The following is a 22,627-nucleotide window of genomic DNA, read 5'->3' on the forward strand; positions in this document are numbered from 1 at the left end:
GGCAAAGAGGCGGCAATTATTTTCCTTATGACGCCCCAGGCGTCTGTTAGAAGCTGCCAACCGCTTCAATAGAATCATTGAAGGTCTTGAAAAGTTCAGTAAAACCAGCCAGCTCGAGCGCTTCACGAATACGTTCAGGGACACTTACAAGAACCAATTCACCGCGATTATAGCGTTTACAATTTCTCTGGGTGGCAAGCAAAGCACGAAAGCCCGCGCTGGACATGTACTCAAGTTCACTCATATCAATTGCGATCTTAAAATGACCGTCATTATTGGCCTTCTCGAGAGCTTTGGAAAATTCCGGCGCACTGGCACTATCCACCCGGCCTTTGACTTTAAACAAATCACAATGTTTAAATTCCTGAATTGTAATTTCCATGTGTACTCCTATTTCAAGATTGATTTTTGAGCTATTGCGCAAAATTATATCACGTTCTTAATGTGGAACATTGCGAGGGTTTTTCATGGACAGAGGAAGCCAAAATCATTTATTGAGCGCCTCGGCATACATCTGCAGGATCTCGGCATATTCGTTTGTGACCTCGCTCATGCCACGTGACTGGGTGGACGCAACAAGTTCCAGCGCGCGCAAACGCCCCACACATTGACTACCCAACACAAACTTCTGACTCGTGTTCAATTGTTGACTCAGCCCGGAACAAACCGTCGTAATAAAACTCAACACGGCCCCAATGGTACAGGCTCCCTGCCAATCCAAAATGCCAGGAATGACGGTCGGTCCCTGGGCAGCGGTCAGGGCGGTGATGAAGGCTGTCAATGCAGAACCGACTGTGGTAGCCAACGTCAGCGTGGAGTTGAGGCGCTGCTGGCGGCGGGTGTAAGCATCCGCTTGTGATAGGCTGGCACGAATTCTTTGAATGACAGATCCCCTTTCTCCTTCGGATTGAACTTCCTGATTATTCCTGGGCATGTGTATCCTCCATCTTGTTTCGTTAAAAAATTTTGTTTGAAAATTCCTTTTTACCTGCTTCCAAGGCAAATTATACGGCAAAACTAATATGACAAGCTTGGTGGGACATAAAACGGGACAAGTCCTTTCATTTCACAAGCATTTCAGACTGTATTACTCCAAATTCAGATGTATAATTCAGCCATGCCTGAATGGATCGGTCAAACTATCGGAAAAGTACGAGTCGATAAGTACCTTGCACGCGGGGGCATGGCGGAGGTTTATCTTGGTACTCACTTGTCACTTGACCGTCCTGTGGCAATCAAAGTCCTGCATAGTTTTATAGAATCAGACCCCGAACTTTTGGAACGCTTCCAACGTGAAGCAAAAGCCGTGGCCGGGCTTCGTCATTCGAACATCGTTCAAGTCTTTGATTTTGACACTCATGACGGACATCCCTACATCGTGATGGAATATCTAAAGGGGCCGTCCCTGGCATCCTATCTCCAAACCCTTCACAGAAGCGGACAGAAATTATCCTTCGAGCAGATCGGTCAATTGCTTAAATCGATCATTCTCGGAATCGACTACGCCCATTCACAAGGGATCGTGCATCGCGATATCAAACCGGCAAATATCATTCTCCACAGCAGAAACAGAGAATTCGAAGAAGACACACCACTCACGAAAAGTGTGGAAGCGATCATCACTGACTTTGGCTTGGCTCGTATTGCGCATTCAGGCCAGCAGACCGCATCAGGTTTCGTCAGCGGTACACCCGCCTATATGAGCCCTGAGCAGGCGCGCGGCTCAAAAGTAGATCATCGCACTGACATCTATTCACTCGGCATTATTTTATATGAACTTCTCGCAGGCCGCGTCCCTTTTGAAGCGGACACCGCGATCACGGTCATCTTCAAACATATTAACGACGCTCCCCCACCCATCGAAGATATTTATCCTGAATTACAAGCGGTCATTGACAAGGCACTGACCAAATTCCCCGAAGACCGCTATAACAGCGGAAACGAATTACTGGTGGATTTCTATAACGCGGTTGGCATGCGGCTTGAAGCGGAGACCATTCACTCGCTGCGCAGCCACACACCCCGGTCAACGGCAATGGTAATAAAGAAAAAGAAACCAGCGTTGAGTCCGCTTTGGATCGGTACAGGCATCTTCGTTTGCGGCTGCGTTTCCTTCCTGCTATTAAGCGGCGTTATCGGCACGGGCTTGTTCGTGCTGCCGCGATTAAATACCACAGAGACTCCGACCTCTGTCGCAACAGAAGTTCATAATATAGCAACGGAAGCTCCTCTCGTAACGGATGAAGCCCCAGTCGGCGTTTTGCGATTTCAAGACGGTGCAGCAATGGCAGACCAGATCACGATCAACGCGAATCTTGACAACCCGGCAGAGGGCAGCCAATACGAAGCATGGCTCATCGATGACAGCGGCGAACAACGCCGCAGTATCGGCGTTCTCACAGCGGAAGGTGACGGAGCGTTCAGCCTGACCTATGTGGATGAACAAAGCCGCAATTTACTTGGCCAATATAGTCACATGGAAATCACATTGGAACCTGTTCCGGATACCAGCCCCAACCCATCGGGCGATGTGAAATACTCATCGGGCATTCCGGGCAGGGCACTTGCACACATTCGTCACCTGATCGTCTCGACAGAGGAATCGCCCAACTTGATCGGCATGATCGATGGCTTGAAAAATAATGCCATTCTGGTCAACCAGACTGCAGAAGCCTTGTTGGTCGCCTATGAAGCAGGCAAGCCAAAAGATGTGCGCAGTAATGCAGAATCGCTTATCAATCTGGTTGTTGGAAAACAGGATGCCCTTTATTTGGATTGGAACGGCGATGGCACAACCAGCGACCCCGGCGATGGCTATGGCATCCTCCTGAATGGCGACCAGACCGGTTATGTCGGCGGAGTACATCACCACTCCAGCTACTCTGCCGATGCAGACGATTCAACCCCGGATATCCGCATGCACAATGGGCATGTTGAAATTTCCATTCACAACATTGAAGAATGGGCCATTGAATTGCGTGACATCACAGAACGGATCGTACAAGCCCCCGACGGTGCGAATGTCGAAGCAGATGTTCGCAAGGCAGTGGCGCTTGCCAATCAAATTCTCAATGGGTTGGATGTTAACGGAAATGAATTGATCGAGCCGATCGCAGGCGAAGGCGGGGCGCTTACGGCTTATCAGCATGCTTATTACATGGCAGACATGCCAATCCTTGCAGGGAAAGACCGAATGCCAGCTACGGGGAAATAGGCATTTTCAGTTCGAAACCAAACGCGTATCTTTTCGCAAAAATAATACAAATCCAAACAGCCTCAGCCCGGCGCTCACCCATAATGCACCGCCCAATCCAATGGAATCTGCCAGCCAGGTGCCGATCAACGGCGCCACAATGGCAGAGAGATATTGCATGGATTGTACGATCGACACAAAGGTCGCGCCATATTCCGGGGGAACGGTTTTCATCAACTCATCGAAGAAAACCAGATCAAGACCTGCTTGAAACAGCCCGGCGATGCCCGAATACAAAATGATGAGAGGCACTTGCGGTGTTGCCGCCGTGAGTGCGGGATAAAAGACCATGCCAAAAGTGGTCGCAAGCAAAACGAACCGTCCGCCATATTTGCGCGAGGACCACGGCCAGATGAAATAGCCCACCAGCATAATAAGCGACATCGCCATTGTGATCGTGCCGATCTGCGAATCGGTGGCTTTCACTTCGCGGACGAGGAACAGCGGCATAATGGGCTGAGTCAGCACAAGCGCAAAGTGATAGACAAATTTCTTCGTCGCGAAAGAAGTGAAGGCGGGCGCACCGCGGATTAAGGAGAAATAGTTTCGGGCTGAGTCGAATGCCGATGAGGATGCAACAGGTGTCGACGGAGTCTGATCCGGGAGGTTTATCCGTTTCGAAAAGTAATAGCTGATAAATCCTCCCACCGATAATCCCAAAAACATCATCTCGTAATTACGCGGAAATTCGATCAGGTCGATCACGCGCGTGACAAAGAATGTCATCACCACGGTCGTGATACCAAAGATCGCCCAGCGGCGGCTGAGTAAGGCATAGCGGCCTTCGGGTCCAGCCACGGCATTCATCACAACAGAGAAAGCGACCGCCAGCGCTGTTTGCGGAAGTGTGGCGAACGCCCAGATGGCGAGCGTGGCAATGACTGCGTATTCCTTCGACAGCAAAAAGGTAAGCAAGCCTGTCAGCGCGTAACACGAGATGACAAGCAAACGTGAAAGGCTGTACCATGGCACGATGTTGGTACGTGTTTGCAAAAAGCGGCCCACGATGATCGCAAGCAAAAGCCCGGTGACGCCCGGCATGGAAGTGAGCAGACCCACCTGAAAATTACTTGCACCGAGGCGGGTGAGAAACACGGGAAGGAAGGGTGCGGCGACATTTGCAATGCTTACACCAACAGCATCGATCTGCACGTAGCGAAAATTTCGCTTTTGAATTTCATATTGTTCGGGGTTGTTCATCATAGGAGGTTTGGGTGACGCAAAAGAATTATAACGCCCGTCGAAGCGGGTTAAAATCGCCACATGATTAATATCCTGCCCATTCAAATGCATCAAATCAAAGATGCCAAATACGTGATCACAGCCGTGGCCCAGCGCATTTACATGCCTGAAAAAAATGTTCAGCATTTTTGGGATATTCTCGAAGCGGAGGGCGAGTTGATGGATGTGGACAATTTTCAGAAAGCCTACAACGAAAATCGCGGATTGTTCCTCGTAGCGCTCGATGACGAAAAAGTAATCGGCACGGGCGCGATCAAAAAGATGGAGGAAGATTCTGCCGAACTAAAACGACTCTGGTTGTTGGAGGAATATCACGGCCAAAAGATCGGTTATCAGATCGTCTTGCGCCTGCTCGATTTCGCTCATACGCAAGGGTATCGCAAACTCCGTTTGCAAACCAGCGAAAAACAAATCCGCGCCGTTCAATTTTATAAACAACTCGGATTTTACGAAATTCCAAGCTATCGCGAAAGCATGGATAACATTTCCATGGAACTCACCTTGCAGCAACGGGAACACAATGGGCCATAATTCGTCTTTAGTTCGAAGGAGAAACCATGAAATCAATCACTTTTCAAATCATTGCACTATGTGCCTTGCTAAGCATAATGCTGGCCGCCTGCGGTTCATCCGCATCGTTGAGCGTGGCTGAATCAAGCAAAAGCCGCGATAAGAATCCCGAGATCGCCGAAGGAAATCTCGCCGACCTTGTCGACGGGAATAACGCCTTTGCTCTGGATATTTACAACGCGCTTCGCTCCGAAAACGGAAATCTGATCCTGTCTCCGTACAGCATGTCTTTGGCCCTGGCAATGACGTACGCAGGCGCCCGCGGTGACACCGAATCTCAAATGGCACAGGCCTTGCATTACGCCCCACAGGAACAGTTACACCCAGCCTTCAACGCGCTCGACCTTGAATTGGAGAAAAAGCCGATCAACCTCGACAAGGATCAGGAACCACTGCAGATCAACATCGCCAATTCTGTTTGGACCGAAAAGACACTCCCCCTCATGCCTGAATTTCTTGACACCATCGCCGTCAATTACGGCGCAGGGATCCACCTCTCAGACTTTATGAACAAGCCAAACGAAGAACGCGTGGCGATCAACAACTGGGTCAGCGATGAAACAGAAGAGCGGATCAAGGATCTGCTTCCCGATGGAACCATCAGCCCCGATACCCGCATGGTACTGGTGAACGCCATTTACTTCAAAGCGGATTGGTTCAATAAATTCGATCCCAACTCAACTCACGACGGCGCCTTCCATCTTTTGGATGGAACCGAAGCCACCGTAAAAGTGATGGGCGAAACCATGCACGATGTCCCCTATGTGCAAGGAAATGGCTATCAAGCCATCGAGCTTGCTTATGCCGGTGAAACCGCCGCCATGGATATCATCCTGCCTGATGAAGGAAATTTCGAAACCTTTGAAGCCTCTTTCGATAAAGCAGTTTACGATGAGGTCATCAACGGTTTACAGATCGCTTCGTCTGCGCGGGTGAACCTGCCGAAGTTCGAATTCACCAAGGACTTCAACCTTTCCGATGCGCTGATGAGCCTCGGCATGACAGACGCCTTCGACAGAGGCCTCGCCGATTTCTCAGGCATGACAGGCGATAAAGACCTGTTCATCGGCAACGTCATCCACAAGGCCTTTGTCGCCGTGGATGAGGAAGGCACCGAAGCCGCCGCAGCTACAGCCGTCGTTATGGAAGCGACTGGCGCGCCGATGCAGGATATTCTTTTTATCGTTGACCGCCCCTTCCTGTTCATCATCCGCGATACGGTCAATGGTCAGATCCTGTTCGTAGGGCGTGTGCAACCAGCTATATCAATTACTTTACTGCGTCGCGGAAAAAAACAGCAAAACGCTGAGTCACAAAGAGTGTTTTATCTCTTATCGCCTCAGCGTCTTTAGTTTAAATTTTTAGTAGTTACAGACAACAATCTGTAACAGTTCTTATTCCCATTCACCATTTTCCAATACAACCCGATAACCGAAGGTGCGCCCATCCTGATCCCAATAGGGATTGTAGGAAGGCACAGATTTGAAGCCTGCCGATTCCATCCTCACGCAGGCAGACTCCCACTCGGCACGATCTGGCACATAAAAAACGAGCAGATTATCCTGTGTGGGGGCTTTTCCAACTTTATGTCCACGATGGTGCGTGAACTCAAAATGATATTGCATGCCGCTTTTGCCGAGCATGATGCCGTCAAAACCTTGATGATCCTTGAATGAACCAAGGACATCGAGGTCAAGTCCAACGCGGTACATTTCCACGATGAGATCGAGGTTGTCCGTGGGTCTTGCAACCCTCAAATGAGTTTTCATCGCGCTTCCTATTTCTTGATGGAATTTAACCAACTCGGCAGGCGTTGGAACAAGTCACGCATCACGGTTTTTGTTCGCTCGTGGAATAACTCAAGATTCCCATAGGCTTCGCCTCCGTCACCACCGACCAGGTCACTCACAGCGCGCAAAATCAACAGGCGTGTGCCATTCTTTTTCGCCACCCAGGCAATGGCACCCGATTCCCAATCGGCGGCGACTGCGTCAAATTTTTCGATGAGCATGGGAATATCTTCCACCACGATATCGCGGTCGGCAGAGACGAGGAGTCCGCGCAGGGTGGAATCAGGCAAATTAGCCGGGAGCCAGCTCAGGTCCAGGGAAGATGCGTAATGTTCTATCGCTTCAGCGCCATCCCCCATCTGCTCGATGATGTCATAGACCAGAGTCCGCTCCACGAGGATGACAGTCCCAGTTTCGATTCGGCCTGCAAATCCGCCGCAAGTACCAAGATTAACTAGCAGGTCAGGCTTGAAATGGTCGATCACATATTGCGCAGTAGCCGCCGCGGAAATCTTCCCCCAGCCGCCATGAAAAAGTATCAAATGGCGGGAGTCGAGTTTCAAATCAGCGTATTCGCCATAAGGCGAGTTTTTTATTTCGAGGTTCGGGTAAAGCTCCTTCACCACACGCCATTCGGCATTTGCTGAAACGATCACAACGGTGTTCATTTCAATTTTCCTTCCAGATAATCGAGCACAAATTGCAAAGCGGCTTCAGAGGAATGATGTTTGTTCTCCACACGGTCGCCATCCCAAATAAAATGGCGCGCCCAATCACCTTTATCGGTGGAAAGGCCAAACCACGTTAAACCCACTGGTTTCTCAGGCGTTCCGCCCGTGGGACCCGCAATGCCGCTGACCGATATGCCGATGTTCGCATTGAATACTTTGCGCACGCCGCGCGCCATTTCAAGCACCGTTTCCTCGCTGACCGCTCCATGTGTGTTAAGCGTGTCCCAGGAAACCCCGAGCAAACTGGCTTTGGCTTCATATGAATAAGCGACAATGCCGCCGGGAAAATATCCCGACGAACCAGATATATTTGTGATACGGTCGGAAACCAGGCCGCCCGTGCAGGATTCAGCAGTGGAAATTGTTAAACCTTGTGTATGCATGTACTCATATAATATTTCTTCAGGTGCAGATCTCATTAAATATCTCCTTGTAATTCTTCGCATTATACTATCGGGTATAATGCGTCAATGCCCAGCTGGAATGGAAAAACTTTAGGCAAGGTACAAGTCGGTGAATTGATCGCCCGCGGGGGCATGGCGGAAGTATATCTTGGCGAGCACACCACGCTCAATCGAAAAGTGGCTGTCAAGATCATGCGCGATCACGTGGATTCGGATCCCGATAATCACGTGCGATTTGAACGCGAAGCACGCGTCGTGGCGGGACTTCGTCACCCGAACATCATTCAAGTCTATGATTACGAATTGGTGGACGGCCAGCCCTGTCTCATTATGGAATTGGTGACAGGCGCCGCGTTGGGAAGTTATCTAAAAGCCCTGCACAAGCGCGGGGAAAAGATGCCTCTCGAAACCATCGCGCATATCCTTTCCAAACTGGCGTCCGCCATTGATTATGCCCACAATCAAAACATCATTCATCGGGATATTAAACCTGCCAACGTGCTTTTGCGTTCGGCAAGTGAAGGCATCGATCTTAACAAGCCTTTACCAGCGGATGTAGAACCGATCCTCACTGACTTTGGGCTGGTCCGCCTTCTAGATTCATCCATCCAAACCTCAACAGGGACCGTCTCCGGAACCCCTGCCTATATGAGTCCCGAGCAGGCGCGCGGCGAAAAAGTGGATTCAAAAACAGACATCTACTCGTTCGGCGTGATGTTGTATGAAATGCTGGCGGGTGTGGTTCCCTTTGATGCCGAATCATCTTTCGGCATCTTGATGAAACACCTGAACGACCCGCCCCCACCCATCTTCGGCATTTCATCCGATTTGCAGGCCATCATCAACCGCGCGCTTTCAAAAGACCCTGAGCTTCGCTACAACTCTGCAAAAGAACTGGCCGATGAATTCATTCAGGTATTCAACGGGCAAACCGTTTCAGCCGATACCGCACGCATCGCGAAGATCCCGCAAAGACCCGCTGTTCCTGCAAAAAAGGAAGCACGCACATTTCCCCTGGCATGGGCTGGGATTGCGATAGGTGTGGTTGCCATTGCGGTACTTGGATTTGTCTTCTTCAGGCCGCAGGCTTTACAAGCTGAGCCGACTGTGGAAGCAGCAACACAACCTCCCCCAACACCATCCCCGGATCCAAACGAAATACTGGGACGAGTGGTGTTCACCGATCAAAACGGCCTGATGGATAAGGCCGCACTCACCTTTGATGACCTTCCCATTCCCGAAGCTGGCACGCATTACGATGTCTGGTTTCTTGGGCAAGGCGGAGAATTCATCCGCAAGGCAGGCTCCATAGATAGAGACGGTCTTGCCCAGGGACAATTGGTTTACACCAACTCCGACCAGGAAAATGTCCTGTCGTTGTTCGACCAGATCGAGATTACAGTGGAAGTGGATAACGACCCGAATCCAGATGTGTCCTCTGGAAATGTCGTCGCGTCGTCGGTATTTCCTCCCATGAGTTTGATCCATGTAAGGCATGTGGTGGTTTTCTTCGCTACTGCACCCGATGGGATCGCGCTAATCCAGGGGTTGTGGGGCTCCACTGACAGCCTTGATACAGCCACCACCGAATTGGAAGAAGCCTTCAAGGCAGGCGACGAACCCCTGACCCGCAAAAAACTCGAAGAGATCGTCAACCTGACTGTTGGCAATGCCAACATAGCCCAATACAAAGACTGGGACGGAGACGGTACAGTAAGCGATCCCAGCGATAGATTTGGTTTGTTGCAAAACGGCGACCCGGGCTACACCGATCAAGGTTATATTGCCCAGGCCATGTCGCATGCGCAGTTTGCCGCCCGTGCGGCAGATGCGACCATCAATATCAAGACACAAAGCGCGAATGTCGTCACCTGCCTGCAAAACATGCAGGGTTGGACCGAACAAGTACTTGAAAAAGCGTTACGCTTACAAGAGATGCCCTTCGGGCCAGAAATGGAACCCCTCATCACCGAGATATTGACGCTTTCAGGTCAGATCGTCTCCGGAGTCGATTCGAACAACAATCAACTGATCGAGCCGATCATCGGTGAAGGCGGAGCGACAACGGCTTATGAATATGCATATTACATGGCAGAAATGCCGCTGCTCCTCGGAGCACATCGCGTTCCCCAACCTGCGCCAACCCCAACACCATAAAATCAGATAAAAAAATTAAAGCAATCGTCTCCCAAATCCTTTACGATTTGGGAGACGATTTTTATTTTATGCTTTATGGCTTACGGAGCCATTTGCAGGCTTTGGTTAATGCCGCTGAACACATTCCCAATCATGGGTCCCAACAACATGAGCGTTACAACCACAAGACAACCACACACAAAAGCGATCACGAATCCGGGTAGAAGCACGGAACCAGCCGCCGCACCCCAGCCAAAACGATTAACCGCCTTGACCGCTGTGATCTGCAGATAGATGACGTAAATGCTGAGACCAAAGCTTATCAAGCCCGTACAAATATTGAGATAAGGAACCACGCTAAGCGGCACCAGGAACATGGAAACCAGGGAAAACGGAACGGAGATCGCGGCAACTGCATAGACCAGCTTGTCATATGTACCCGTTCCACCAAAGAGTTTCGCGATCCATTGCACAATGGCAATCCCCAAGGCAAAAAACAAAACCGAAATTCCACCCGCGATCGGAGATGCGCAAATCGTGGCAAATATCGATACGCCAACCGACGAGCCTGCTCCCTGAACACCAAGCTGGCTACTCACTCCTGCCGCAACCAAAATGGCTTGAATCAGCCCAGTGACAATGGTGGATAAGGTCCCAACAAGGAATATCCAGATATAGGCGGTCTTTGGCTGGGCATCAGGGTGTTCGGTAATATCAATAAAGGTTTGCTCATTGGGTTTTGTAACGGCCTTCATCCAAACACGGAACCAGCCCGCAAGTCCCGGCGCGGTGGATGGAGGAACAATCGGCGTATTACTGAATTCACTCATAGCATATTCTCCTTTTTTGTTGGTCTGAATCAATTGTAAGTTCAAAAAAATAAAAGTCAAGCAAAAATTCAATAACAGCAATTATCGAATTCGGTATTGCCTTTAAAGGATGCGCGATTATTTTCTACTTTATAATAGCCGCCAATGGAAATTTCGGAGAAACTTCAAGGCATTCTTGCCACGCTCCCATCGAAGCCGGGTTGCTATATTTATCGCAACGTCGAGGGGAAAATCATCTATGTCGGCAAAGCCATCAGCCTGAAAAATCGGGTGCGATCCTATTTCCACGCGGATTCAAGCCATGACTCGAAGACCCGCCGTCTTGTACGCGACATTGTGGATATTGAGTGGATCGTCGTCGGATCGGAGCTTGAGGCGCTGATCCTTGAGATGAACCTCATCAAGAAGCACCGCCCCAAATACAACATCCGCCTCAAGGACGACAAGCGTTACCCGTATATCAAAGTCCACTGGAACGAGCCGTTTCCGAAAGTGACCGTCACCCGCAACATGGACGAAGACGGCTCGCGCTATTTTGGTCCGTACACCTCGGCATGGGCGGTCTACCAAACACTGGATGTGCTGCGCAAGATCTTCCCGTATTTGACCTGTGACCGCGAGATCACCGGGCTCGACAAACGCGCGTGTCTTTACTTTGACATCAAGCTGTGCATTGCCCCCTGTATCGGAGCGGCCACCCAGGAAGGGTACCGCCAAATGATCTCAGACCTGATGGATTTCCTCAGCGGGCATAGTGAAGAGATCGTCAAACGAATTGCGAACGAAATGCAAAAAGCCTCTGAGGAAATGCGCTTTGAAAAAGCCGCCGCCCTGCGCGACCAGTTGAAGGCCATCAGTTCCATTATCGAAAGACAGAAGATCGTCTTTGCCTCCGATTACAAAGACTCGGATGTGCTCGCGATGGCCCGCTCAGACGGCGAAGCCTGCGTGCAGATCTTCTTCATCCGCGGTGGAAAGTTGATCGGGCGTGAATACTTCATTCTTGAAGGCACGGAAGATACAAACAACCAGGAAGTGATGACGGAATTCGTCAAACAGTTCTATACCGAAGCCGCCAATATTCCCGAACAGGTGATGATCCCCGAAGAAATTCAGGTGGAGGAAGCGAAGATCATCGGTCAATGGCTCAGATCAAAGCGCGGCGGCAAAAAAGTGGAATTGTTCGTTCCGAAAGATGGTCAGCCGCATGAGCTGGTTCAAATGGCCGCGGAGAACGCATCTGAAACTCTGCAAGCTCTGCGCGCCCAATGGCAGGCCGATGCCCACAAACAGGAACAGGCACTCGGTGAGTTGCAGACCGCGTTGAAATTATCGGCACCACCCAATCGAATTGAGTGTTACGATGTAAGCCACACACAGGGCGTGGCGACTGTCGGCGCGATGATCGTTTTCGAGCAGGGAGTACCTGCCAAGAATCTGTATCGCAAATTCAACATCGACAGCACCAGCATCGGCGCACCCGATGACTTTGCCTCGATGGAGGAAATGCTCACCCGTAGATTCAAACGGTGGCTATCCAGTCAGGAAACAGAAGCAGGCCCGGGGTCGAAAAAAGATGCGTCGTTCTCCTTCCTGCCTGACTTGATCATCATCGATGGCGGCAAGGGGCAGTTGGGCCGCGTGGTGAAAGTCCTCGAGCAATTTGAATTGCTCGACAAGGTTCCCGTGGTGGGGCTGGCAAAGCAGGAGGAGGAGATCTTCTTCCCGCATAACAGCAAGCCGCTGTTGTTGCCGCGTCATTCGCAGGGACTGTACCTTGTGCAGCGCATCCGCGATGAGGCCCACCGCTATGGGATCACGGCCCACCGCGCAAGAAGATCGAAACAGGGACTGGCCTCGCAGTTGGATTCCATCCCCGGCATTGGCCCCGCCCGCAGAAAAGCACTCTTGAAACATTTCGGTTCTATGGATAAGATTAAGGAAGCAAGTGTTACCGATTTGGCCGCTGTAAAAGGCATGAATGAGACAGCGGCAGAAAGCATTAAGGCGCACCTGGAATGAAACAAGTATGGATCGTAGATGACGATGAAGAGATGGGGCACGCGATCAGTTTGATGCTCAAACTGCTGGATTGCGAAACCAAACATTTCATTAATCCGCGCCCCGCCGCGCAGGCCCTGCTTGCGGGCGGACGACCCGACATGATCGTCCTTGATATCAACATGCCCGAGGTGAGCGGATTGGATATGCTGGAATTTCTGCGCCGCCGCAAGGAATGGAAAGACCTGCCCGTCATCATGCTCTCTTCGGAAGCCGCCGATGTGATGGTGGACAAGGCTCTCGAAATGGGCGCAGATGGCTATGTAATGAAACCTGTTACAATTGATGAACTTGAAAAGGTAATGTCACAAGCCTTTTACAAACATATAATGAAGTGAGTTAATAAGATGGCTGGAAAAACCTCTAAAAAACAAACAAAAACCGTGGAAAAAGGGAATTCAAACCAGAAAGCGGCCCAGATTCTGTTCGCTGTATTTGCCATTATCCTGATCCTTTCGATGGTGCTCTCAGCAGTCGCGAATTATTAGGTACGTTCACGGTTGGTATCATTTCGCCTGTGCGGCACTGCTTTGCGTGCCGCGCTTTATTTCGCACATTTTTAAATAACGGACCCTGGAAGTAAACTTTTAGTATCTCACACAGAAACAAAACTGGATAAGCCATGCTCGATAAACTACAAGCCATTGAAGAACGATACGAACAACTCGGAAGCGAACTGCTCGAAGTGGGCAGCGACTATCAACGCGCCGGAGAGATCAACAAGGAGCGTGTTGACCTTGAACCGATCTACTTGAAAGTGCGTGAATACCGTCAGGCGCTGAAAAGCCTTGAAGAGGCCAAATCCATCATCATTTCTGAAAACGATTCGGAATTGATCGCCCTCGCCAAGGCAGATGTGGATGACCTCGAACCAAAGATCGAAGCACTCGAAAAAGAGATCAAAGGCATGCTTGTGCCCAAGGATCCGCGCGATGACAGGAACGTCATTTTTGAAATCCGCGCGGGCGCAGGCGGTGACGAAGCCGCCATTTTTGCCGCAGACCTGTTCCGCATGTACACCCGTTATGTGGATGGCAAACGCTGGAAGGTGGAACTCATGTCCGAAAGCGCCATCGGCGTTGGCGGTTATAAGGAAGTCATCTTTGAAGTCAAAGGCAAGGGCGCGTACTCAAAACTGAAATACGAATCGGGCGTGCATCGCGTGCAACGTGTGCCTGCCACTGAATCACAGGGACGCATTCACACCTCCACCGCCACCGTCACCGTGCTGGCCGAAGTGGATGATGTGGAAGTGGACATCCCCGAAACCGACATCGAGATCGAAGTCTATCGTTCCTCGGGTGCAGGCGGACAAAACGTGCAAAAGAACTCCACGGCAGTGCGTCTGTATCACAAACCCACAGGCATGATCGTCACTTGTCAGGACGAACGCTCGCAATTGCAAAATAAACTCCGCGCCCTCAGCATTCTGCGCGCGCGCTTGTACGAGATCGAAGAACAAAAACGCCGTGCCGAACTCGAAGCAGACCGCCGCTCACAAGTCGGCTCGGGTGACCGCTCGGAGAAGATCCGCACATACAATTATCCGCAAAGCCGCGTGACAGATCACCGCGTTGGATATTCAAGCTACAATCTTTCGGCGGTGATGGATGGGTCCATCGACCAATTCATAGACGAGCTTTCAACTCGCGATGAGTCGGAACGTCTTGCCGCTACGGGCGTGGATGACGACGAATAATCAAATGTGGCGGCTGCTGAGTCGCCACATTTTCTTTGGTAACAACAAATGAACGCGGGAGAATACCTAAAAAAGCACAAGGACATTCTGGAAGATCTTGACGCGCAGATTCTCCTTGCGCACGTCATGGGACATTCGCGAACATGGCTGCTCACCCACCCGGAAACGCTTCTCACTCCGCCCCAGCTTGATGAAGCGGAAAAAGCATTTACCCAACTCCAGGCAGGGACTCCCCTTCCGTACATCATCGGCCACTGGGAATTTTTCGGCCTCGACCTCGATATCACAAAAGACGTTCTGATTCCGCGCCCCGAAACCGAACTGCTCGTGGAAAAAGCCATCACCTGGCTCAAAGCCTCCCCGGAGCGCAGAACTGTCGCCGATATCGGCACAGGCTCAGGTGCGATCGCCACGGCACTTGCCATGCACATGCCAGATGCGAACATCACCGCCACCGATATCTCATTTGCCGCGCTTAAAGTGGCAAAACACAACGCCCGCAAATTCCACGTGCATCATCGCATCAACTTTCTGCAATGTGACCTGCTCCCCCAGCACGTAGACCCTTTGCCCACCGACAGTCACTTCGATCTCATCTGCGCCAACCTGCCGTACATTCCCACCGAAACCCTGCAGCAACTTCCCATCTTTGGCCGCGAACCCACCCTCGCCCTCGATGGCGGCGCAGACGGACTTGATGTCTATCGCCGCCTCTTCGAGATCGCACCGGACTGGCTCGCCCCTGGCGGAATGATGTTGTTCGAAATAGAAGCCACACTCGGAGTGCGGGCCCTTAGCCTGGCATTTGACCACTTCTCGAATGCCAGTATCCACCTGCATCAGGACCTCGCGGGAAACGACCGCCTGCTGGAAATCATCCCTGCTTCCGAGTCGTATTAATCCCAGGTTGCCACCAGCCTAAAACCATGCGATACTGGGCGCAGTGTTCTGCGCCATCCACTATCGCTTTCTTTATAAATTGCCAAGCTTTTGGGAAATTGCAATCAAAAACCAAGACTTAAGTTTGGTAAATTATGCGATACTCTGTAAATCAACAACAAAACTTTCTATGAATCGTTACAATGGATTAGCTCTCAAATTAAACAGCCTCTACTATCAGGTCACAGATACTGAAGCAGCAGAGCCAGGCGACCAACGGCGCGGCCGTCTTATGGCAATGTATCTGACACTGATCGCCATCATTCTTGTCCACGTCACAGTTTCCAATGTTGCATATCGAATCCTCGGCGCAGGCGCTGAATATGACATCTATATCATTCAGGATGTCATTGTCCTAGCCCTGCTATTTGTCCTCTGGAATCTCAATCGCAGGGGCTATACCAAACTAACCGCGCATGCCTGCATCAACCTGTCAATTTTTGGGGCTGTCCTCCTATACACCCCCAAGGATCTTGAATTCACAATGGTGATCCTGGCCCTGCCCATCATCACATCCAGTTTCGTCATACACCCGGTCGCATCCTTCTTTTACGCGCTGCTCGTCACGGCGGGCTATACCTTTTCAAGCTATTATTACGACTACCTCGTCAATTACAACTTCACAGGCGTCCTCGCCCTGTTTGCCATCGCCTTCTTCACCTTTTTTACCGCCTGGCAGTTGAATCACACACTGCAAAAAAATCAATTCCTGCTCAAAGACCTGCAATCTTCCTATGAAACCACCCTCGATAGCTGGTCACGCGCACTGGACCTGCGTGACAAGGAAACGGAAGGTCACACACAGCGCGTCACAAAACTTACCTGCAAGATCGCAAAAGCCATGAAACTACCCGAAGAGGAGATCCTCTATATTCGGCGGGGATCGCTTTTGCATGACATCGGAAAACTTGGCGTCCCTGACGACATCTTGCATAAAGACGGCCCGCTGACGGAAGAGGAATGGCAGATCATGCACCAGCATCCCCAATTTGCCTACAACCTGCTGTATCCGATCGAATATCTTCGCACCGCCATGGATATCCCCTACTGCCATCACGAAAGATGGGACGGCACAGGTTATCCGCGCGGCTTGAAAGAAACCGATATTCCCCTTTCCGCCCGAATCTTTGCCGTAGCTGACGTCTACGATGCACTCACCTCAGACCGCCCCTATCGCAAAGCCTGGTCAAAGGAAAAGGCCCTCGAGTACCTTCAAAAAGAGACGGGCACACACTTCGACCCGAACATCGTCGAAATCTTCACACGTGAAATTCAACGCCTCTAATGCGCACAGAGATCCTTCAAGCCCAACTGCCCGCTGCAATTGAAAAAGCGCTGAAGATCCTTCAGTCAGGTGGTCTCGTCGCCTTCCCCACCGACACGGTCTACGGCGTCGGCGCGCTCGCTTTTGACAACGCCGCCATCGAAAGCATCTACCCAGCCAAGGAACGCCCCATCGAAAAAGCCATCCCGATATTAATTGGGGACATGGATTCGCTTGACCTTGTCACGGATCACATCCCAGACATGGCCCGCATCTTCGCCGCCCGCTTCTGGCCTGGACCTCTCACCTGCATCCTCTCCAAAAAGCAGACTCTCCCCCCGGCAGTCTCTGCCACTCCCACCGTCGCCGTCAGAATTCCCGACCACCCAGACGCTCTTACCTTACTACACACTGCCGGGCCGATGGCTGTCACTTCTGCCAATATTTCAGGCAAACCCAGCCCATCCACCGCGCAGGAAGTTTATGAACAACTTGGTGGCCGCATTCCATTGATTCTAGATGGCGGCAAAACTTTTGGCGGAATTCCATCCACGTTGGTGGATTGCACAGGCGAAAAGCCTGTCATTCTGCGCGAAGGCCCCATCAAATTGGATGAACTTCTCGCTGCTTTATAAATTTTTCGGTGATTGAATCTCTAATCCTGTGTTCATTTCCCATTCAGACTATTTTTACCTCGCTGAATATAATAAAAGTACATTCTCCTTATCGCGGGCCCCGAACTCAAACTTGGGCAAGTTTGAAAAACGGGGCCTCGATGTTTTAAATTACGGGTGCATTTTCTCTCATCCAACTCTTAATCAGGGTTCAGGTTTGGCTTATGTGATGAATCTAAAATACAAATACATTCTCCCTAAACCAGAAGGCCGATGACTTGGGCAAGTCATCGGCCTTCTGGTTTTAATTCATAATATTGGTATTTACGGCAGCGGCCAGGTCGGCATGACATCCATATCCATCTGCGAGACGTGACCGAGCGCATAGCGGTGATATCCCGCTGATGCGATCATGGCAGCATTGTCGGTGCACAGGGATAACGGGGGGATATGAACGGGAAATTCTGTCTGGGCTCTAAAGGTCTGGCGCAGCATGCGGTTGGCAGAAACGCCACCCGCCACCAAAATTTCCTTCGCGCCAAATTCACGCGCGGCATTGATCGTTTTCTTGAAAAGCACGTCCACCACTGCCTTTTGGAAGGATGCGGCCAGATCGGGCACGGGCAAAGTATGCGTCTTCTTTTGCAGTTCGCGGATTTCATACAACACGGCGGTCTTCAACCCGCTGAATGAAAAATCCCATGTTCCTTCGAGCCACGCCCGCGGAAAGTGGAAACGATTCGGGTCGCCCTCTTCCGCCGATTTTTGGATGGCAGGTCCGCCGGGGTAGCCAAGTTCCAACAGGCGGGCAACTTTGTCGAAGGCCTCACCAGCCGCATCGTCGAGGGTTGAACCGAGCCTTTGATAGGTCAAATGATCGGTCATGAGATTCAGTTCAGTATGTCCACCTGAAACGAGCAAAGCCATCAAAGGAAATTGCGGCGCGGGTGGGACAAGTTCGCCTGATTCGTACACCCAGGCCGAATAAAGATGTCCCTCAAGATGATTGACTCCCAAAAGCGGCAGACCCGAACCAAGGGCCAGCCCTTTTGCCATGTTCATGCCAACGACCAGCGAACCTGCGAGACCTGGCCCCTGCGTGACAGCCAGCGCATCGATATCCTTGAGCGTGAGGTGGGCCTGTGCAAGCGCCTGCTCCACGACGGGTGTGACGCTCAACACATGCTGGCGCGAAGCCACCTCGGGATACACGCCGCCATAACGGGCATGGATCTCCATTTGTGAAGCAACTACAGAGGAGAGCAGCGCGCGGCCATTTTCAATGATGGCACAGGCGGTCTCATCGCAGGAGGTTTCAAGAGCAAGGATTCGAGCGGGTTTTAATTCCATTATTTTTTATTCCACTTCTTCATCGGCAAAACAAAATCATACGGATAATCCGCGAGAATCTCCATACGGCCATCGGGCCGCACCCACATTGTATCTTCGATTCGGAAGCCCATGCCTTTTTCAGGATAATACAAACCCGGCTCGGAGGTGATCACCACCCCGGGCGCAAGCCGTTCCTCATCGCTGGTGTTGATACCACTGAACGGCCGCTCGTGAATGTTGATTCCAACGCCATGGCCGAGGCTGTGAACATAGCCTTCGACGGGCGATTTTGTATTCATGGGTGTCTTGTGGCCCTTGCCTTCGAAATACTCGCAGGTCATTTTCTGATAATTCTTGAATGGGACGTTCAGATCAAAGTTCTCATTCAACTGGTCGTAGATTTCCTTGACCTGATCGAACAATTCCTGTGCCTCAGGTGTGGCATAGCCGAGGCTCCAGGTGCGGGTGAAATCATAGTAATAGCCGCCGCCCGCTTCGGCAGGATAAATATCGAACACGATGGTCTGTCCGAGTTTCATCAGGTCGGCTGGGTTGCCTGCGGAATGCGGCACGCCCGCATCGCGGCCAATGGCGAAGATGAAACCAGAGGGCAATTCCGCGCCGTGCTCCGCCACCCACAAACGAATCCTTGAATGCACGTCGCCAACGGTCAGAGCGGAACCGTCTTCGTTCAACAAGACTTCATCGTCACGGACTTCGCATGAAGTGAGAAAATCCGCGACCCTGCCGACCACTGCTGTGGTGACTTTGCCCATTTTGCGGATGCGAGCTACGTCAGACTCATCCTTTGTTTCCATCGCCCGCATAAAAATGGAATCTTCACGCGGTTCGCCGACGAATTCAAGATTCGGCATCAGTTTTTGCAGCTGAGTCAACAAACCGAAGATGGGACCGATATCATAAGTTCCATACACCCCCACCCGTCCCGATTCAACACCCACGTCCTTGAGCATCAATTCAAGACGCATGGCGCCTGCCAACAGGGAATTTCTATTCGCCTTCTTGAAGATCTCTTCGAAATCATAAGTGCTGTATGGGATCAATTTCAATCCGCTCTTTGCGGCTTCGTCACGCTCCATGTCACCAAAGAAGAGGGTTGCATCGCTGCCGCGCTTCTTGATCAGAGTGGCATGGCTGACGTGTCCGCCGCCTGTCAGATAATACATGGGCGGGTTGTGTTCGGCATTGCCAAAGACAAGGATCGCATCCATGTCTCTGGCTTGCATAAGGGCATCAATTTCTGATTTCATCATTTCTCCAGTGCATTTATTTTTATGAACTCACGCGCGATCTCATCGTTCTCGAATTCCAATTGCGCGATTTTCTCCTTGCGTAAAAAACGAGCCGAAATACCGATCAACTCATCACCGTTGGAATATAACCCAAAGATCGTCAGCGGACGACGGGTGACAAGTTTTCCAAAAACGGGCGTTGCCAGCAATCGAACAAAAAATTCGACCACGGTTCCACCAATGCTGCCTGCGATCAGCCCCGCAAAACCGCCCAACACAAGCGGGAAAGCAAGTGTCTGCGGTGTAGTGCCTTCCGGGGAAAAGATGGCAACAGGAATAAAAACCGCAATGCCGATCAAAAGACCAGCGATTAAAAACGGCACCAGCGTCACTTTCGCAATACTGCGTTCCCTGTTCGCACATTCTTTGCACATCGGCACAGACATTCTCATCTGCACGGGCTTGCTGCGTTTTTGAATGTCCATGTCGAGAGTCAAGCCCAAATTCTCATCCTTCGGCTTGCCGCAATTTACACACCGTTCAGGAAACATCGGCACAGGCGGATTCTTAATATCATGAATAGGAACTTCGACAATCATGCTCAGATTCCATTCGCCCTATCACGTTAAGTTTTTCTCAGGGCATTCTTCAACCCAACCAACAGCGCGCCTTCCTGTTCCGGTTGAATGGTACGCGGGTCAAGCAAAACTTTGTTATCTGCTGTGCGCGCAATGATCGGCGGGTTTTGTTCGCGCAATTTCTTCATGAATTTATCCGCTGATGGGACAGATAGCGACAGCAAAAACGTCGGGAAGGATTCCGTGGGCAGACTACCGCCCCCCACCGTGGATTCACCTTCCACGACGGCCCCCTGCCCCAAATTGGCCGCCCACGCTTCCGCCCGACCTTTGACCTGCTTCGGCGTAAGGGAGATCATCTTCCAGATGGGGATTTCGCGCTCCGCTTCATCTTTGAGGTAATGCAGCAGTGTGGCAGTGACGCCCGCAAGGCAGGTCTTATCCGCACGGACAGCACGTGCCAGTGGATGCTTGCGGATCTTCTCGATCAATTCCTTCTTCCCGATGATGATTCCCGCCTGCGGACCACCGAGCAGTTTATCGCCAGAAAAGCAGACGATATCCGCCCCAGCCGCAAGGGATTCTTGCACGGTGGGCTCGTGTCCGAGCCCATATTTGGCGGTGTCGATGAATGTACCGGAGCCCAGGTCATCCACGAAGGTCGTGCCTGCGGCATGTGCCAGCGAAACAACATCCTTCAACTCGGGCTCTTCGGTAAAGCCGATGATCTTGAAATTCGACGGATGCGCCCGCATGATGATGGCATTCGCACCCAATAAAGCTTCTTCATAATCCCGCAAGTGGACTTTGTTCGTCGTGCCCACTTCCACGAGCCTTGCACCTGATTGTTTCATCACATCGGGAATGCGAAAGCCGCCGCCGATCTCCACAAGTTGCGAGCGCGAAATGATGACCCGCTTTTTATTTGCCAATGCGGAAAGGACAAGCAAAACCGCTGCCGCATTATTGTTGACCACCATTGCCGCCTCGGCACCCGTAAGTCTCTGCAAAACAGATTCAGCATGGATAAGCCGCGAACCGCGCGCGCCTTTTTCAAGGTCATATTCAAGGTTGGAATAGCCACGGGAAGCCACGTCCATTGCGCGGATGGTGTCATCGCTGAGCGGGGCGCGTCCAAGATTGGTGTGCAGAATCACACCCGAAGCGTTGATGACTGGGACGAGGGTCGGCTTCGTCCACGCGATGAGGGTGGCATCTGCCTGGGCGAGGATCAAATCTCGTAGAGGCAGAGCAGTTATTTGTCCAGATTTGAAGCGCGCTCTTATATCATCCAATGTGGAACGAATGGCGCTTAAAGTCAACGGCCTGCCGTAGCGGGCGATGAGCTGCGCGGCCATTTGTGTTTGCAGGATTTGATCGATGGAGGGAAGATTACGAAGCGTTGTCATTTGACGTCTGGCATTCTTCGATTCGCTTTTTCGCGCAATCGAATGAAATATTCAGTGGCGATCAAACCGCCCGCAAGGCCGAGGATCACATAAAGCGTGACGAGACGTCCGAGTTGAAGCCAGGCCAGCGTGGCGCCATACACACCCACCCACATTGCCTGCCGCACAATGACGTTTGGTTCTGCCCGCGGGTTGGTTGGAAAGCGGCGATGAAAGAAATATACAATGGGCAGCGTGGTGCCTGTGAGCGCCATGATGCCGAAGACATAAAAACCCCAACGCGCCCACACGAAGGGCACGGAATAGATCAGGAGCAGAGCAAGCCCGCCCCACCCGATCAGAATGAGTGCGAGCGTGGAGAGAAGATATTGTCGAAAAGTGATTTGCGAATCCATTAATCGAATTATACCCGCAGAGGGAAAAGGTCATTTGTAATCTCAGCGAACGGGAAATCTTCCGCCTTCATTTTTTAACACAAAGACGCCAAGGAATTTTTTTCTTTGCTCCTCAGCGTCTTAAAGT

General features: G+C 51.3%; 22 protein-coding genes. 10 read left to right on the forward strand and 12 right to left on the reverse strand.

All coding sequences use genetic code 11. The features are described 5' to 3' along the window. Positions 1-46: 46 nt before the first annotated feature. Complete coding sequence (locus tag IPI86_RS10695) at positions 47-382, reverse strand: STAS domain-containing protein (protein ID WP_345297997.1); 336 nt, start codon at positions 380-382, stop codon at positions 47-49. Between the two features lie 105 nt (positions 383-487). Beyond that, on the reverse strand, positions 488-934 hold the full coding sequence (locus IPI86_RS10700) for a hypothetical protein (RefSeq protein ID WP_345297998.1): 447 nt from the start codon (positions 932-934) through the stop codon (positions 488-490). Between the two features lie 183 nt (positions 935-1,117). On the opposite strand from IPI86_RS10700, the gene IPI86_RS10705 reads away from it, so the two are divergent. After that, the gene (locus IPI86_RS10705; protein ID WP_345297999.1) at positions 1,118-3,214 is read left to right on the forward strand and encodes a protein kinase; all 2,097 of its coding nucleotides are present in this window, start codon (positions 1,118-1,120) and stop codon (positions 3,212-3,214) included. A 6-nt stretch (positions 3,215-3,220) separates the two neighbouring features. On the opposite strand, the gene IPI86_RS10710 is transcribed toward IPI86_RS10705, so the two are convergent. Further along, positions 3,221-4,516: an MFS transporter gene (locus IPI86_RS10710; RefSeq protein WP_345298000.1), complete on the reverse strand. Its 1,296-nt coding sequence runs from the start codon at positions 4,514-4,516 to the stop codon at positions 3,221-3,223. Here IPI86_RS10710 and IPI86_RS10715 point away from each other — a divergent pair, their 5' ends adjacent. Next, positions 4,517-5,026, forward strand: coding sequence for a GNAT family N-acetyltransferase (locus IPI86_RS10715; protein ID WP_345298001.1), 510 nt, complete (start codon positions 4,517-4,519; stop codon positions 5,024-5,026). A gap of 26 nt (positions 5,027-5,052) precedes the next feature. Beyond that, positions 5,053-6,417, forward strand: coding sequence for a serpin family protein (locus tag IPI86_RS10720; protein ID WP_345298002.1), 1,365 nt, complete (start codon positions 5,053-5,055; stop codon positions 6,415-6,417). A gap of 42 nt (positions 6,418-6,459) precedes the next feature. On the opposite strand, the gene IPI86_RS10725 is transcribed toward IPI86_RS10720, so the two are convergent. From IPI86_RS10725 to IPI86_RS10735, 3 genes are read right to left on the reverse strand one after another with little or no spacing between them, the layout of a single operon-like run. Beyond that, positions 6,460-6,834, reverse strand: coding sequence for a VOC family protein (locus IPI86_RS10725; RefSeq protein WP_345298003.1), 375 nt, complete (start codon positions 6,832-6,834; stop codon positions 6,460-6,462). A gap of 8 nt (positions 6,835-6,842) precedes the next feature. Continuing rightward, complete coding sequence (locus IPI86_RS10730) at positions 6,843-7,523, reverse strand: 5'-methylthioadenosine/S-adenosylhomocysteine nucleosidase (protein WP_345298004.1); 681 nt, start codon at positions 7,521-7,523, stop codon at positions 6,843-6,845. Next, positions 7,520-8,005: a CinA family protein gene (locus IPI86_RS10735; protein WP_345298005.1), complete on the reverse strand. Its 486-nt coding sequence runs from the start codon at positions 8,003-8,005 to the stop codon at positions 7,520-7,522. Before IPI86_RS10735 ends, IPI86_RS10730 begins: the two co-directional genes overlap by 4 nt. A 51-nt stretch (positions 8,006-8,056) precedes the next feature. On the opposite strand from IPI86_RS10735, the gene IPI86_RS10740 reads away from it, so the two are divergent. Next, positions 8,057-10,147, forward strand: coding sequence for a serine/threonine-protein kinase (locus IPI86_RS10740; RefSeq protein WP_345298006.1), 2,091 nt, complete (start codon positions 8,057-8,059; stop codon positions 10,145-10,147). A gap of 80 nt (positions 10,148-10,227) precedes the next feature. On the opposite strand, the gene IPI86_RS10745 is transcribed toward IPI86_RS10740, so the two are convergent. Further along, positions 10,228-10,956: a Yip1 family protein gene (locus IPI86_RS10745; protein WP_345298007.1), complete on the reverse strand. Its 729-nt coding sequence runs from the start codon at positions 10,954-10,956 to the stop codon at positions 10,228-10,230. Between the two features lie 144 nt (positions 10,957-11,100). Here IPI86_RS10745 and uvrC point away from each other — a divergent pair, with 144 nt between their 5' ends. The 6 genes from uvrC to IPI86_RS10775 all read left to right on the forward strand — a co-directional run bounded on the left by uvrC (position 11,101) and on the right by IPI86_RS10775 (position 17,554). Further along, positions 11,101-12,978: an excinuclease ABC subunit UvrC gene (gene uvrC / locus IPI86_RS10750; RefSeq protein ID WP_345298008.1), complete on the forward strand. Its 1,878-nt coding sequence runs from the start codon at positions 11,101-11,103 to the stop codon at positions 12,976-12,978. Beyond that, a complete protein-coding gene (locus tag IPI86_RS10755) occupies positions 12,975-13,355 on the forward strand; it encodes a response regulator (protein WP_345298009.1) in 381 nt (126 codons plus the stop codon). The genes uvrC and IPI86_RS10755 overlap by 4 nt, the downstream gene beginning before the upstream one ends. 284 nt (positions 13,356-13,639) lie before the next feature. Further along, complete coding sequence (prfA, locus tag IPI86_RS10760) at positions 13,640-14,716, forward strand: peptide chain release factor 1 (protein WP_345298010.1); 1,077 nt, start codon at positions 13,640-13,642, stop codon at positions 14,714-14,716. A gap of 48 nt (positions 14,717-14,764) precedes the next feature. Then, positions 14,765-15,616 (forward strand): peptide chain release factor N(5)-glutamine methyltransferase, encoded by an 852-nt coding sequence (prmC, locus tag IPI86_RS10765; protein WP_345298011.1) that lies wholly within the window; start codon positions 14,765-14,767, stop codon positions 15,614-15,616. Between the two features lie 169 nt (positions 15,617-15,785). Then, on the forward strand, positions 15,786-16,940 hold the full coding sequence (locus IPI86_RS10770) for an HD-GYP domain-containing protein (RefSeq protein ID WP_345298012.1): 1,155 nt from the start codon (positions 15,786-15,788) through the stop codon (positions 16,938-16,940). Beyond that, positions 16,940-17,554: an L-threonylcarbamoyladenylate synthase gene (locus IPI86_RS10775; protein ID WP_345298013.1), complete on the forward strand. Its 615-nt coding sequence runs from the start codon at positions 16,940-16,942 to the stop codon at positions 17,552-17,554. Before IPI86_RS10770 ends, IPI86_RS10775 begins: the two co-directional genes overlap by 1 nt. A gap of 303 nt (positions 17,555-17,857) precedes the next feature. On the opposite strand, the gene tsaD is transcribed toward IPI86_RS10775, so the two are convergent. From tsaD to IPI86_RS10800, 5 genes are read right to left on the reverse strand one after another with little or no spacing between them, the layout of a single operon-like run. Next, on the reverse strand, positions 17,858-18,883 hold the full coding sequence (tsaD, locus tag IPI86_RS10780; RefSeq protein WP_345298014.1) for a tRNA (adenosine(37)-N6)-threonylcarbamoyltransferase complex transferase subunit TsaD: 1,026 nt from the start codon (positions 18,881-18,883) through the stop codon (positions 17,858-17,860). Further along, positions 18,883-20,136: a M24 family metallopeptidase gene (locus tag IPI86_RS10785; protein WP_345298015.1), complete on the reverse strand. Its 1,254-nt coding sequence runs from the start codon at positions 20,134-20,136 to the stop codon at positions 18,883-18,885. Before IPI86_RS10785 ends, tsaD begins: the two co-directional genes overlap by 1 nt. Further along, entirely contained in the window at positions 20,136-20,717 is a 582-nt protein-coding gene (locus IPI86_RS10790; RefSeq protein WP_345298016.1) for a hypothetical protein, read from the reverse strand. Before IPI86_RS10790 ends, IPI86_RS10785 begins: the two co-directional genes overlap by 1 nt. Positions 20,718-20,743: 26 nt before the next feature. Beyond that, entirely contained in the window at positions 20,744-22,105 is a 1,362-nt protein-coding gene (selA, locus tag IPI86_RS10795; RefSeq protein ID WP_345298017.1) for an L-seryl-tRNA(Sec) selenium transferase, read from the reverse strand. Beyond that, positions 22,102-22,500, reverse strand: a complete 399-nt coding sequence (locus tag IPI86_RS10800; RefSeq protein ID WP_345298018.1) for a hypothetical protein — start codon at positions 22,498-22,500, stop codon at positions 22,102-22,104. Before IPI86_RS10800 ends, selA begins: the two co-directional genes overlap by 4 nt. Positions 22,501-22,627: the final 127 nt, after the last annotated feature.

The sequence above is a fragment of the Candidatus Villigracilis affinis genome, assembly GCF_016705895.1.
GTDB classification, from domain to species: Bacteria; Chloroflexota; Anaerolineae; order Anaerolineales; family Villigracilaceae; genus Villigracilis; species Villigracilis affinis.

Coding starts and splice junctions, on each gene's coding strand:
- IPI86_RS10755 (WP_345298009.1), top strand. CDS start 12,975: ATGAAACAAGTATGGATCGTAGATGACGATGAAGAGATGGGGCACGCG.
- IPI86_RS10745 (WP_345298007.1), bottom strand. CDS start 10,956: ATGAGTGAATTCAGTAATACGCCGATTGTTCCTCCATCCACCGCGCCG.
- IPI86_RS10720 (WP_345298002.1), top strand. CDS start 5,053: ATGAAATCAATCACTTTTCAAATCATTGCACTATGTGCCTTGCTAAGC.
- tsaD (WP_345298014.1), bottom strand. CDS start 18,883: ATGGAATTAAAACCCGCTCGAATCCTTGCTCTTGAAACCTCCTGCGAT.
- prmC (WP_345298011.1), top strand. CDS start 14,765: ATGAACGCGGGAGAATACCTAAAAAAGCACAAGGACATTCTGGAAGAT.
- IPI86_RS10735 (WP_345298005.1), bottom strand. CDS start 8,005: ATGAGATCTGCACCTGAAGAAATATTATATGAGTACATGCATACACAA.
- IPI86_RS10725 (WP_345298003.1), bottom strand. CDS start 6,834: ATGAAAACTCATTTGAGGGTTGCAAGACCCACGGACAACCTCGATCTC.
- IPI86_RS10715 (WP_345298001.1), top strand. CDS start 4,517: ATGATTAATATCCTGCCCATTCAAATGCATCAAATCAAAGATGCCAAA.
- IPI86_RS10705 (WP_345297999.1), top strand. CDS start 1,118: ATGCCTGAATGGATCGGTCAAACTATCGGAAAAGTACGAGTCGATAAG.
- IPI86_RS10800 (WP_345298018.1), bottom strand. CDS start 22,500: ATGGATTCGCAAATCACTTTTCGACAATATCTTCTCTCCACGCTCGCA.
- uvrC (WP_345298008.1), top strand. CDS start 11,101: ATGGAAATTTCGGAGAAACTTCAAGGCATTCTTGCCACGCTCCCATCG.
- IPI86_RS10695 (WP_345297997.1), bottom strand. CDS start 382: ATGGAAATTACAATTCAGGAATTTAAACATTGTGATTTGTTTAAAGTC.
- IPI86_RS10775 (WP_345298013.1), top strand. CDS start 16,940: ATGCGCACAGAGATCCTTCAAGCCCAACTGCCCGCTGCAATTGAAAAA.
- IPI86_RS10790 (WP_345298016.1), bottom strand. CDS start 20,717: ATGATTGTCGAAGTTCCTATTCATGATATTAAGAATCCGCCTGTGCCG.
- IPI86_RS10785 (WP_345298015.1), bottom strand. CDS start 20,136: ATGAAATCAGAAATTGATGCCCTTATGCAAGCCAGAGACATGGATGCG.
- IPI86_RS10740 (WP_345298006.1), top strand. CDS start 8,057: ATGCCCAGCTGGAATGGAAAAACTTTAGGCAAGGTACAAGTCGGTGAA.
- IPI86_RS10700 (WP_345297998.1), bottom strand. CDS start 934: ATGCCCAGGAATAATCAGGAAGTTCAATCCGAAGGAGAAAGGGGATCT.
- IPI86_RS10770 (WP_345298012.1), top strand. CDS start 15,786: ATGAATCGTTACAATGGATTAGCTCTCAAATTAAACAGCCTCTACTAT.
- prfA (WP_345298010.1), top strand. CDS start 13,640: ATGCTCGATAAACTACAAGCCATTGAAGAACGATACGAACAACTCGGA.
- selA (WP_345298017.1), bottom strand. CDS start 22,105: ATGACAACGCTTCGTAATCTTCCCTCCATCGATCAAATCCTGCAAACA.
- IPI86_RS10730 (WP_345298004.1), bottom strand. CDS start 7,523: ATGAACACCGTTGTGATCGTTTCAGCAAATGCCGAATGGCGTGTGGTG.